The organism is Aeromonas sp. MdU4 (assembly GCF_041929505.1).
Lineage (GTDB): Bacteria > Pseudomonadota > Gammaproteobacteria > Enterobacterales > Aeromonadaceae > Aeromonas.
Map to the genome: position 1 here is coordinate 275,069 of NZ_JBHFMW010000023.1, position 11,476 is coordinate 286,544.

Consider the following 11,476-nt stretch of genomic DNA (forward strand, 5'->3'; position numbering starts at 1 on the left):
CGCTTGTTGGTAAGCCGAGAGAGCAAGAGGCGAGCCAACTCCCCCGGAAAAAAAGTGACTGACAGGGAGTCAGGATCCTGAGGGTTCCATTCCCCCACTTCTGGTTGGGACATTTTGTCCATCATGGTCAACCAAAATGTCCCGATGATCGGTGGGGGTTTGAGAATGGTTATCAGCCAGCCCGTGCGGCTCGGCGGCAGGTTCGCTGGCAAGCGCCACCGGTTCAGCGGATACGCTGGCCGGATTGACCGATTCGCTGTCAGGGGCAGTCACCTGCTCCACCAGCCAGTTGCGCAGGCCGGCAGTCAGGGCCGCGGGCAGCAATTCGGGCTGGCTGAAATCCTGGGTGTAGTCGTCGAGCCCATCCGGCTTGTGAGTGCGAAACATGGCCCGCAGCGCCTCCTTGTCGGGGAGTTTGGCCTTGCCCGGCTGGGCCGTTTTCAGCGGCGGTTCGCCACTCTCGGCCCCCTCAACGGCAAGGGATCCACAGCTCCCCTTGTCAGTGCTGACTACGGTGCTATCCAGCGCAGTATCTGGAGTTTCATCTTCGCCACTGCCTTCTATGGGAGCGGCAACCGCCTCGAGGATAACCTCTTCCCTCGGCTGCAATGCCTGATGCTTGCGCGCCTCGCTCTTGCGCGACGACCAGCGCTTGAGAAACTCACTCATGGGCACTGTTTCCGGCCTTGTTTACGGCAATGGCTCCGGCGTCGCTGTCACGCTCGCGGCCATCGGGACCGGTGGCCTTGACGGCGCCGCAGCTGGCTTGATCTACCGTATCGACACCGAGCTGATCCTGCGCTCGCCCCTTGCCCTTCTTGCCCTTGCGACGGGCCTCCAGCAGCTCGCCGTGGCGGCCGATAAAGGCCTCCACCCAGGCTTGCAGCGCCTCGGGCAGCGGGCAGGAGAGCACCTGCCGCTCGCCATCCATATAGGCAGCGGCCACGGTCTGGCTCAGGGTCAGGCCATCGGCCACAAAGCCACTGTCCACGCGGCTTCCGGTGACAAAGAGGCGGGGCGAGCCGGAGCTCAGATTGAAGCGATAATCCCCCCGCTCATCGCGAAACAGGGTCAGGGGCAAGGCACCGGCAGCCTCAGGTTCGGCGGGGTGGAGCGCCGCAATCTCGAAACGGCGGCTCTGCCAGCGGCCAACCTGGCTGTCGATGGCCTTTAACTCCAGTTGCAGCCAGCGCTGCGGGGAGAGGGGTTTGGTTGTCTCTTGCACTGTCACGGCTCCCATCAGAAGGTCTCTGCCGGGCCGCCCTCCCCCGTGATCCACCCCGTTCGGAGCGGTTCAGAGCAGAAGATTCAGGGCGGCCACGGCCATTAATGGGATAAGACTTAGCAAGAGTGGGGCCAAGGCGGGATGGGGTTTCGGCAGCTCGATTAGCGAATCTCATTCGGATGATCGCGCATTCAGAACATGGCGCAATGACAGAGGATTTAGCGTCTAACTTTTAGCTTTATAAACAATTAACTAACGCAAAATCATATTGATAGACTCTTACAGGGCCGCTACGCTAGAACGTCACGTACCAACAAAGACGTTCGAAATGGAATTCTCTTCGCTTGTTGTCTCTATCCTGGCGGCCACTGGCTTGTTCTTGGGGCCAATTCTCTTATCAGTAGGGATAATCTTGTTGATAAGAAAAAGGCTGCGTTCACACAACGTCAGTCCGTTAACCGCAGATCTCCTGCGACCAGCAGGTCATACACTTCAGCAGCAAATCCAGGATCTGCAAATAGACCTTTTTTCCCAAATATTCTTCACTCCATTGATCATGATGATGATGGGGTTTTACGTCCTGCTGCAGAACTACATGCAGAATACGGCCATTACCTCCACAGTCTTGCTTTTCATCGGGATCGTAATGCTGGGGATCTTCACCTATGGCACCACCAAAACTTACAAAACAGCAAAACGGCTGCAGCACCTCAAACTGGGGTATTCATGCGAACTTGCTGTCGGTCAAGAGCTGGATCAAATCGTGCGCCCACCTCAACACCCCTATCGGGTCTACCACGATATTCCCTTTGATAACTTCAACATAGATCACCTGATCATCTGCCCCAATGGGGTATTCGTCATAGAAACCAAAGGCAGATCCAAGCCCATCAACGATGGTGCAAAGCAGTTCAAAGTTCGGGTTGAAAATGATGCTCTCCATTTTCCCAATCATACGGAAACAGAACCATTGGAGCAGGTTCGCCGTAACGTCACCTCGGTTCGCAACTGGCTCAACAGCGCCACAGGCAACGATATTCCCGTTGGGGGGATATTGGTGCTACCTGGCTGGTTTGTGGATTTGCGGCAAAAAGCAATATCACCCTATGTGGTAAACCCTTCGGCACTGCCAAAGTTACTGCATCAGTTTCGCGTTGGAACCCTTGAACTCTCGCAAATTCAGGCCATTGCCTATCAAGTCGAGCAAAAAGTCCGGGATGTAGCCAAATCTGGCTGAACAGGGAACTCACTGGCTCCACAGAGAGAATCTCGCCCAAAGTAATCTGGAACAAAACTTGCTGTGCCCCTCCCCTTAGATCCCGGCAACCGGTCGCGAGGGGCCCATGACACCGACCTTTATCAAAAGCAATGCAGCCGCCCAACTCACCATGGCCGTCGAGGTGATGGATGAGCAGGGCACGCTGCAAACCCGCCAAATCGCCTGTGAGCGGCCACTGACGGTCTACCTCAACTGGAAGGAAATCGTAACCCTGATGACGCTGGGGGCCCGCCCCGAGGCGCTGGTGCTGGGTTATCTGAAAAATCAGGGCTTTATCGAGGATATCTCGGCCATCGAGTCGGTGATTGTCGACTGGGAGAGCGAGGCCGCCGCCGTGGTGAGCAGCCAGCAGGCCGCCGATCTCGACAAATCGCTGGAGAAGAAGACGGTCACCTCCGGCTGCGGTCAGGGCACCATGTATGGCAGCGTGATGAAGAAGCTCGAAGGGGTGGTCTTGGCAGCGCCCGAGCTTAAACAGAGCACCCTCTATGCCCTGCTCAAGGCGCTGTCGGCCCATAACGAAACCTACAAGATGGCCGGTGCGGTGCATGGCTGCGCCATCTGTCGCGGCAGCGAAATCCTCTCCTTTGTCGAGGATGTGGGGCGCCACAATGCGGTGGATACTCTGGCGGGCGAGCTCTGGATGCGCGGCGAGGCTGGCCACGACAAGATCTTCTACACCACCGGGCGGCTCACCTCGGAGATGGTGATCAAGGTGGCGCAGATGGGCATTCCGGTGCTGCTGTCGCGCTCCGGCGTCACCCAGATGGGGCTGGATCTCGCCCGCCAGCTCGGTATCACCATGATTGCCCGTGCCAAGGGGCGCCACTTCGAGGTATTCAGCGGCCACGACCATATCGTACTGGACGAGAAGCCGCCGGTGTTGGCGCCCGGTTCGGCCGGTCGTGGGGTGCGAGACTAGGCAATGAACGAGTTTATAAGTGCCGAACAGATCGCTCTGTATCTTGATCACGCCACCACACAGGCCACCACAGGGGTCAGGAACAAGCCATGAACGAATTTATGAATGTGAAGCAGGTGGCGGAGTATCTCGATCTCAACGAGAAGAAGGTCTACCAGCTCGCCAACGAGGCGCGCATCCCCGCCACCAAGGCGACCGGCAAGTGGCTGTTTCCCCGATCCCTGCTCGATCGCTGGCTGCTCGGCAGCTGCCACGAGGGGGTGATGAACGACCGCCTGCTGCTGGCGGGCTCGGACGATGTGCTGCTGCACTATGCCAGCAGCCGCTTGGCCCGGCAGCTCGGCACCCAGGCACTGGTGGGCTACACCCCGTGCGGCACCCGGCAGGGGCTGGCGATGCTGGCACGCGGCCATGTGGATCTCTGCGCCATCCACTGGGGGCAGGCCGAGGAGGCGCACCTGCGCCATCCCGCGCTGGTGCAGCAGTATCAGGGCCACCGGCAATGGGTGATCGTTCATGGATTTCGCCGGGTGCAGGGGCTGGTGCTGCGGCAAGGGCTGCAACCCAAAGAGGCGAAAGAGGCGCTCGACTGGCGCTGGGCCATGCGTCAGGAGGGGGCTGGCAGCCAGCGCGCCCTGCAGGAGTGGCTGCAAACGCAAGGGGAGTCGCTGACTCGGCTGGAGCGCACCCTCGAGGTCAACAGCGAGCGGGAGCTGGCTGCCGCCATCAGCCGTGGCGATGCGGACGTCGGGCCCGGTGCCCAGAGCACCGCCACCGAGTTTGGCCTCGGCTTTATGCCGCTGTCGCAGGAGTGCTTCGATCTGGTGATGCCGCAGGGGGTCTTCTTTCGCACCCTGCTGCAACAGCTGATCAGCTGGCTGCAATCCCCCGAGGGGCGCGAGCTGGCGGCCCGCCTCGGCGGCTATGACCTGACCCAAAGCGGCAAGCTGGTGTGGAGCCCGCAGTAAGCGGCCCAGCACGACCTTAACCTTCCCCCTCTCCAGTAATTCCCGTCTCGCTGGCCGCCCGGCCTGCGAGACGGTTTGCCTGCCTCTGCCTGACGCTCTTGGCACTACGCCTCTTCATCATCTTCCCCCCAGATCGGAGGGAGTGCGCTGGCGACCCCCAGCAACCTCTGGCAAAGGTACAGAACGGGTTAGCGATCGGTATAAGTTAAAATTGGGCTATTTTGGCAAAACCCATAAATTTAATTTATACCGACAGTTTTGCCCCAGAGAGGCCATCAAGGTCGGCCCAGCCAGCCCTGCAACAGCCCCCTCCGATCCGCCAGAACCGCCATAAAAAAATCCCCAAGGCTTGCTCGGGGATTTTTGCAGTTGCGCGCAGGTGAAGGGTTACTGACTGCGCTCGCCGCCGGAGTCATACCCCTCGGCATGAAGCGCAATGCGCCACCCTTCGAGCTGGGCCGGTTCGCCGCCGCTTGGCAGCAGGGCGTGGCTGCGCAGCCGCACGGTAAAGCAGCTGCCCTGCCCCGGGGTGGAGTCCACCAACAGCTCGCCGCCCCAGCGGCTGATGATGCGGTGACTCAGGGCCAGCCCCAGCCCGGTGCCGCCGGCGCGGGTGGTGAAGAAGGGATCGAAGATCTTGTCCATGATGGCCGCCTCGATGCCGCTGCCGTTGTCGATGACCCGCACCAGCGCCCCCTGCAACACGCCCGCCTCATCGAACCAGTCGCGGCTCTCGACCCGGATCTCCCCCTGCTCCCCCAGCGCGTGGCTGGCGTTGACCAAGAGGTTTATCAGCACCTGTAGCAACTGCTGGCGATCCGCCTCGATGGGTTGCTGGGCCTTGAGGTCGGCCACCAGCGCCACCTGCTGCTGGCGCAGAGCGGAGCGCACCAGAGTCAGGCTCTCCTCGATGATGGGGTTGAGGTGCTGCCACACCGGCGCCGTCTCGTAGTCGCCGGGGCGGGAATATTGCAGCAGGCTGCGGGTGATGGCGCGAATGCGCTCGATCTGGGTCAGCACCAGCGCCAGCTCCTCACTGACCGGCTCGGCCGCCTCCCCCAGTTCCAGCTTCATCAGCTCCACGTTGCCGAGGATCACCGCCAGCGGGTTGTTGATCTCGTGGGCAACGCCAGCCGAGAGCTCACCAAGGGCCGCCAGCTTCTCGCTGATGAGCAGCTGCTGGCGCGCCTCGGTCAGCATATGGATATGCTCCTCCAGCTCGGCAGTCTTCTGCTTGAGGCTTTGGGTGCGCTCGGCCACCTTCTGCTCCAGCTCGTCGGCGCTGCGGGCCATCTGCTGCTGGTGCGCCTCTTGCTGGTCCAGCATGGCATCGAACTGGCGACCGAGCTGGGCCAGCTCGTGGTCGGGGTCGAGGGCCAGCGGCCCGATGCGAGCCGACTCCCCCGCCTGCACCTGCCGCACCACCTTGTGCATCCGCTCGATGGGGGTGAAGAGATCCCGCGCACTGCGATAGACCAGCAGGCCCGAGAGCAACAGCAACACCACTACGCCAGAACCCAGCTCCACCAGATTGGTGAGGTAGGTGCGGATGATGGGCCACTCGAGAAAGCCCACATAGAGCATGCCGATCCGCTCGCCCCTGGCGCCCAGCAATGGCTCGTAGCCCGACACATACCAGGCGTCGTGGACGAAGGCGCGGTCGACCCACATCTCGCCTCGTCCCAGCACCTGTTCACGCACCGGCGGCGAGACCCGGGTACCCACCGCACGGCCAATCTGGCGACTGCTGCTGACCGGTACGTTGGTGCTTACCCGCAGATCATCGAGAAACAGGGTGACTGTGCCTATGCTCCCCTCCGGCAGGGTGTTTTTGGCAAACACCTGCCCCTTGAGCTCGTCCACCAGCCGGGTGCTGCCGTTAATCAGCTCGCCCCCCTCCAGTACCGCCCAAAGCGAGCCGTCGCGGGCCAGCACCGGAGTCAGTGCCAGACTGATCAGACCCCGCGTCTCCACCGCCTTGCTGCCATCGCTTTGCCACAGCACCGCCCGCTTGGCCAGTATCGGGGAGAGCTCCCCCATCTCCTGCTGCGACCAGACCACGAAGTGGCTGACGCTGTGCCCGGCGGCAAGGGCTGAACGCTCCTGCGCCGTCAGTTGATCCAGCGCGGCACCGGTGCGCAGACGCAGAAAGTCGAGGCCATAGTTGGCCGCCAGCGGCATCACCCAATCCTGCAACTGATCCGGCGATTCCCGCAGCCGCAGCTGGAAAGCCCAGGCATCACGCAGGTGTTCCAGATGCTCGGTCTGACGCTGCTGTTGCACGCTCACCGCATGGTGGGCCACCCCGAGATCACTGCGCACCGTGGTAAGCAGGTTTTGCCAGCTGTAGGTGAGGGTCCAGTAGAGAGTCAGCCCTATCATGCCCGCCAGAGTCAGCATGATGGGCACCGAGGTGAGCAGCAGCAGGCGCCAGCGTACTTTCGTTCGCACACAGCGGGGCAGCAGGGTTCGTACGCAGCGTGACAACAGGCTCTGCGTCATTGCAACACCTTCCGATCGGCGATCCTCATTCGATGGCCCACTCCTTGAACTTGCGATCCAGTGTCTTGCGCGCCACCCCGAGCACCCGGGAAGCCGCCGACTTGTTGCCATCGTGGTTCGCCACCACTTGCAGAATGTGCGCCTTTTCTACTTCAGACAGCGGCCACTCCAGTGGATAGCCCTCCTCGCTCGCCCCCTGTTCGGCCCCCTTGCAGCTCTGCCAGTAATCGGCAGGCGGTTTGCCCAGCAACAGACAACGCTCGATGAGGTTGCGCAGCTCCCGTACGTTGCCGGGCCAGGGATAAGCCTGCATCGCCACCACATCCTCATGAGTCCAGCTTAGGCTGCCCATGCCCATCTCGGCGGTAAGCTGGCGGGTAAAGTGATGCACCAGCGCGGGGATGTCGTCGATCCGCTCGCGCAGCGGGGCCACCGGCAACGCCACCACGTTGAGGCGATAGAAGAGATCTTCGCGAAAGCGGCCCGCCTCCACCTCAGCTCTCAGATTGCGATTGGTGGCGGCGACGATGCGCACATCCACCGCCAGTTCGCGCTCGGCACCAACCGGACGAATGGCTTTCTGCTCCAGCGCCCGCAGCAGGGCAGCCTGCATGGCCAGCGGCATCTCGCCGATCTCGTCGAGAAACAGGGTGCCCTGATGGGCGACCCGGAACAGGCCGTCACGCCCCTTGCGGGCACCGGTAAAGGCCCCCTGCACGTGGCCAAACAGCTCGCTTTCGAGCAGCTCCGGCGCGATGGAGGCGCAGTTGAGGGGCACGAAGGCCCCCATCCGGCCAGAGAGCTGATGGAGCGCGCGGGCTACCAGCTCCTTGCCGGTGCCGGACTCTCCCTCCACCAACACGGCGGCGTTAGAGGGCGCCACTCTGGCGATGAGCGTCTTGAGCTCACGGGTCTTGGCGCTGTCGCCGATCAGGGTGGGCGGGAACAGCTTGCTCACCTCCCGGCGCAACAGCAGATTCTCCCGCTCCATCTGGCGGCGCTCGATGACCCGATCCACCGCCTGCACCATCTGATCGAGATTGAAGGGTTTGAGAATAAAGTCGCTGGCCCCAAGACGCAGCGCCTTGAGGGCGGTCTCCATGTCACCAAAACCGGTCATGAAGATGATGTCGCTGCGGCGGGTAGCGGGATCGATCGCCTCGTGCCACTCGATGCCGGAGCGCCCCGGCAGCCGGATGTCGGCGATGATGAGATCGAAGTGGAGACGGCAGCGCAGGGCTTCCGCCTCCTCCACGCTGGCGGCAGTCTCGATCTGGGCGAAGCGCTTGGCCAGCGCCTTGGCCAGAAAGCTGCGCATGCCGGACTCATCGTCGACGATGAGCAGAGAGAGGGCAGACCAGCGGCTAAGAGGAGCTGTCATGGAAAAAAAGTACCTCGGATGCACGTAAGGTCGGAGAATGTCCCGATAACCGGAACCTTAGTGGGACATTTTGTCCTTCTATTATCAAAAGCACCAACACCAATTATTAAAAGCGATAACGAGCTCACCTAATTGATTTCAATAAGATTCTGTTTTTAATAGCAAAATTGCAAATGAAACCAAAAAGGTACAGTTTGGCACCCCGCTTGCTTATTCACTGCCTCTCTCTATCCACTCAGAAAAAGTTGCATCAAGATGACGATAAAAACCAATCTCAAACGTTTTGCCCTCTCCCTTGCCGCCAGCCTGCTGATCGCCGGTGCGGCCCATGCCGAGGCGACCAAGACGCCGATCCGCCTCGCCACCACCACCAGCACCGAACAGTCCGGTCTGCTGGGCTGGCTGCTGCCCCAGTTCACCAAGGAGACCGGCTACCCGGTGCAGGTGATGGCGGCCGGTACCGGCCAGAGCCTGAAGATGGGTGAGAATGGCGATGCGGATCTGGTGATGGTCCACGCCCCCTCTGCCGAGAAGAAGTTCGTCGACGCAGGCTTTGGCATCGAGCCGGTGCACCTGATGTACAACGACTTCGTCATTGTCGGCCCGGCCAAGGATCCGGCCGGTCTGGCCAAACTGCACGACGCGGCTCAGGCGCTGCAGGCAATCAAAGAGAAGGGACAGACCTTTATCTCCCGCGGTGACGAGTCCGGTACCCACATCAAGGAGAAGACCCTGTGGCAAGCCACTAACGTCAAACCCGATTTTGCCGGTTACAAATCCATCGGCCAGGGAATGGGTCCGACCCTGACCATGGCCTCCGAGCTGGGTGCCTACACCCTGACCGACCGCGGCACCTGGCTCGCCTATCAGAGCAAGCTGGATCTCACCGTCCTGCTGGAAGGCGACAAGCGCCTGTTCAACCCCTATCAGGTGATCCTGGTCAACCCCAAGCGTTACCCGGATCTCAACACCGAAGGGGCCCGCACCCTGAAAAACTGGCTGGTCTCCGAGCATGGTCAGAAGCTGATCGGCGACTTCAAGGTAGCTGGTCAAGCACTGTTCGTGGCTGACGCCAACACCAAGTAATGCCCGTACCAACCGATATGGCGGCACAGCTGGTCCTCCCCCTGAACCCTGACGGGGGAGGCGCCTGATGACGCTGCTCGACACGACCCTGGCGGCCCTCGCCCTGCTGTTCAACGGTGATACCGAACTGTGGCAGGTGGTGGGGGTCTCTTTTTCCGTCTCCGGCATCGCCCTGCTGCTGGTGCTGCTGCCAGCGCTGCTGCTGGGCTTTGCCTTGGCCTACCTGCCGCTACCCGGCCGCTGGCTCTGGCTCTCCTGCATCAACACCCTGCAGTCGGTGCCCACCGTGGTGATCGGCCTGCTGCTTTATATGTTGCTGTCGCGAGCTGGCCCCTTTGGCGACTGGAAGCTGCTCTTTACCCAGCAGGCGATGGTGGCGGGGCAGATGCTGATCGCCTTTCCGGTCATCGCCACCATGGCTCACGCCGCCTTTGTGCAGAGTGACCGCCGCGCCTGGGAGACCGCCCTGACGCTGGGCGTATCCTGGCCCAAGGCGCTGCTCGGGCTGATGCACGAGTGCCGCTTTGGCCTGTTGGCGGCAGTGATCGGCGCCTTCAGCCGCATCGTCACCGAGGTGGGTTGCTCCATGATGGTGGGGGGCAACATCTTGCACTTTACCCGCAACATCCCCACCGCCATCGCGCTGGAGACCCAGAAAGGGGCCTTCACTCAGGGGGTGGCCCTTGGCATTGTGCTGCTCACCCTTGCCCTGCTGCTCAACTTGCTGCTCACCGCCTGTCGCGGCCAGAGCTATCTGAAAAATTGACCATGCCCGCAACCCACAGGAGTACTCCATGGCTCTGACCGCCCATCAGCTGACGATGCGCTTTGGCGAACGCCAGCTGTTCGAGATTGAGCGTCTCTCCATCACGGCGGGGGATGCCATCTGGCTGCACGGTGCCAACGGGGTGGGCAAGACCACCCTGCTCAAGATCCTGGCGGGGCTGCTCCCCCCTACCCGCGGCCACACCAACCTGCCGGGACGCTGGCAACTGCGGCTCAACCGGTTACTCAAGCGGGATCTCGGGCCGGGACGGGTTATCTATCTGCACCAGACCCCTTACCTGTTTGATCGCACCGTGCACGACAATGTCGCCTGGGCGCTGGATAAACAGCCCGGCAGCGAGGTGCGGGTGTTCGAAGCGCTGCGCCGGGTCGAGCTGGAGGGGCTGGCCCGCGAGCACATCAGCATTCTGTCGGGCGGTGAGCGGCAGCGGCTGGCCATGGCCCGCGCCTGGGCGCTGCAACCCGCTTTTCTGCTGATGGACGAGCCCACCGCCAATCTGGATGCACATTCGGTTGCCCTGATGGCTGCATTGGCGCAAGATCTGCGGGAACATGGCAGCGGCCTGGTGGTCATCAGCCATCAGAGCAATGCATTGACCTCCCTGTGCGAGCGGCAATGGACCCTCGCCCGAGGCCAGCTGCAAGAGACGACCCCTTTAAAAATCATCGAGCGACATGACTTCAAAAAGCGACAGCCACTCTGAGCCCTTTGCCGTATCAGCAGTGATCCTGGCAGGAGGCCGCGCCACCCGGATGGGGGGCGAAGACAAGGGATGGGTAGCACTGGCGGGACGCCCCCTTATCGACCACGTTCTGGCGCGGTTGCGCCCCCAGGTGGATGAGGTGCTGATCAACGCCAACCGCAGTCAGGCCCGCTATCAGGCGCTGGCACCAGTCATCAGCGATGACAACTGTGACTATCTCGGCCCGCTGGCAGGCATGCAGGCGGGTCTTGCCGCCGCCCGTCACGACTGGGTGCTGTTCGTCCCCTGCGACGGCCCCGCCCTGCCAACCGATCTGATGAGCCGCTTTCGCACCGCCCTGACCCCGGATACCGAGCTAGTGGTCGCCCATGATGGTGACTGGCTGCAACCCGTGGTGGCCCTGCTGCACAAATCCCTGCTTCCCTCCCTGTGCGCCGCACTGGCCGAGGGTGAACGCAAGATAGACATCTGGTTTGCCCGCCACAACATGGCGGTGGTGAGTTTTGCCGATCAGCCGGATGCCTTTATCAATCTCAACAGCCCGGACGAACTGGCCGCCTACGAGGCCCGTCTGCTTGGCTCGGTTACTGCCCCCCAACAAGGAGTCACCCCATGACCCCGGC

The 11,476-nt window shown here is 61.8% G+C and carries 11 protein-coding genes; 7 read left to right on the forward strand and 4 right to left on the reverse strand.

The features are described from left to right. Positions 1-69: 69 nt before the first annotated feature. Positions 70-669 carry a DUF3306 domain-containing protein gene (locus ACE1BR_RS13565; RefSeq protein WP_374871085.1) on the reverse strand — a complete coding sequence of 200 codons (600 nt, stop codon included), beginning with the start codon at positions 667-669 and terminating at the stop codon, positions 70-72. Then, a complete protein-coding gene (locus ACE1BR_RS13570; RefSeq protein ID WP_374871087.1) occupies positions 662-1,240 on the reverse strand; it encodes a DUF3305 domain-containing protein in 579 nt (192 codons plus the stop codon). The genes ACE1BR_RS13565 and ACE1BR_RS13570 overlap by 8 nt, the downstream gene beginning before the upstream one ends. A 313-nt stretch (positions 1,241-1,553) precedes the next feature. Here ACE1BR_RS13570 and ACE1BR_RS13575 point away from each other — a divergent pair, with 313 nt between their 5' ends. From ACE1BR_RS13575 to ACE1BR_RS13585, 3 genes are all read left to right on the forward strand, one after another. Continuing rightward, entirely contained in the window at positions 1,554-2,462 is a 909-nt protein-coding gene (locus tag ACE1BR_RS13575; RefSeq protein ID WP_201965615.1) for a nuclease-related domain-containing protein, read from the forward strand. 106 nt (positions 2,463-2,568) lie between these two features. After that, a complete protein-coding gene (locus tag ACE1BR_RS13580; RefSeq protein ID WP_374871089.1) occupies positions 2,569-3,426 on the forward strand; it encodes a formate dehydrogenase accessory sulfurtransferase FdhD in 858 nt (285 codons plus the stop codon). A gap of 101 nt (positions 3,427-3,527) precedes the next feature. After that, a complete protein-coding gene (locus tag ACE1BR_RS13585) occupies positions 3,528-4,394 on the forward strand; it encodes a substrate-binding domain-containing protein (protein ID WP_374871115.1) in 867 nt (288 codons plus the stop codon). Positions 4,395-4,781: 387 nt separating this feature from the next. On the opposite strand, the gene ACE1BR_RS13590 is transcribed toward ACE1BR_RS13585, so the two are convergent. After that, positions 4,782-6,896, reverse strand: coding sequence for a cache domain-containing protein (locus tag ACE1BR_RS13590; RefSeq protein WP_374871091.1), 2,115 nt, complete (start codon positions 6,894-6,896; stop codon positions 4,782-4,784). 25 nt (positions 6,897-6,921) lie between these two features. Next, positions 6,922-8,277 carry a sigma-54-dependent transcriptional regulator gene (locus ACE1BR_RS13595; RefSeq protein ID WP_374871093.1) on the reverse strand — a complete coding sequence of 452 codons (1,356 nt, stop codon included), beginning with the start codon at positions 8,275-8,277 and terminating at the stop codon, positions 6,922-6,924. A 255-nt stretch (positions 8,278-8,532) separates the two neighbouring features. On the opposite strand from ACE1BR_RS13595, the gene ACE1BR_RS13600 reads away from it, so the two are divergent. From ACE1BR_RS13600 to mobA, 4 genes are all read left to right on the forward strand, one after another. Beyond that, the gene (locus ACE1BR_RS13600) at positions 8,533-9,363 is read left to right on the forward strand and encodes a substrate-binding domain-containing protein (protein WP_374871095.1); all 831 of its coding nucleotides are present in this window, start codon (positions 8,533-8,535) and stop codon (positions 9,361-9,363) included. A gap of 64 nt (positions 9,364-9,427) precedes the next feature. Next, a complete protein-coding gene (locus ACE1BR_RS13605) occupies positions 9,428-10,129 on the forward strand; it encodes an ABC transporter permease (RefSeq protein WP_374871117.1) in 702 nt (233 codons plus the stop codon). A 28-nt stretch (positions 10,130-10,157) separates the two neighbouring features. Then, complete coding sequence (locus ACE1BR_RS13610; RefSeq protein ID WP_374871097.1) at positions 10,158-10,853, forward strand: ATP-binding cassette domain-containing protein; 696 nt, start codon at positions 10,158-10,160, stop codon at positions 10,851-10,853. After that, positions 10,825-11,469 (forward strand): molybdenum cofactor guanylyltransferase MobA, encoded by a 645-nt coding sequence (gene mobA / locus ACE1BR_RS13615; RefSeq protein ID WP_374871099.1) that lies wholly within the window; start codon positions 10,825-10,827, stop codon positions 11,467-11,469. The genes ACE1BR_RS13610 and mobA overlap by 29 nt, the downstream gene beginning before the upstream one ends. The last annotated feature ends 7 nt before the right edge of the window (positions 11,470-11,476 follow it).

What these genes read in the sequence shown, in the direction of transcription:
- ACE1BR_RS13565 (WP_374871085.1), bottom strand. Translation starts at nt 669, where the DNA reads ATGAGTGAGTTTCTCAAGCGCTGGTCGTCGCGCAAGAGCGAGGCGCGC.
- ACE1BR_RS13570 (WP_374871087.1), bottom strand. Translation starts at nt 1,240, where the DNA reads ATGGGAGCCGTGACAGTGCAAGAGACAACCAAACCCCTCTCCCCGCAG.
- ACE1BR_RS13575 (WP_201965615.1), top strand. Translation starts at nt 1,554, where the DNA reads ATGGAATTCTCTTCGCTTGTTGTCTCTATCCTGGCGGCCACTGGCTTG.
- ACE1BR_RS13580 (WP_374871089.1), top strand. Translation starts at nt 2,569, where the DNA reads ATGACACCGACCTTTATCAAAAGCAATGCAGCCGCCCAACTCACCATG.
- ACE1BR_RS13585 (WP_374871115.1), top strand. Translation starts at nt 3,528, where the DNA reads ATGAATGTGAAGCAGGTGGCGGAGTATCTCGATCTCAACGAGAAGAAG.
- ACE1BR_RS13590 (WP_374871091.1), bottom strand. Translation starts at nt 6,896, where the DNA reads ATGACGCAGAGCCTGTTGTCACGCTGCGTACGAACCCTGCTGCCCCGC.
- ACE1BR_RS13595 (WP_374871093.1), bottom strand. Translation starts at nt 8,277, where the DNA reads ATGACAGCTCCTCTTAGCCGCTGGTCTGCCCTCTCTCTGCTCATCGTC.
- ACE1BR_RS13600 (WP_374871095.1), top strand. Translation starts at nt 8,533, where the DNA reads ATGACGATAAAAACCAATCTCAAACGTTTTGCCCTCTCCCTTGCCGCC.
- ACE1BR_RS13610 (WP_374871097.1), top strand. Translation starts at nt 10,158, where the DNA reads ATGGCTCTGACCGCCCATCAGCTGACGATGCGCTTTGGCGAACGCCAG.
- mobA (WP_374871099.1), top strand. Translation starts at nt 10,825, where the DNA reads ATGACTTCAAAAAGCGACAGCCACTCTGAGCCCTTTGCCGTATCAGCA.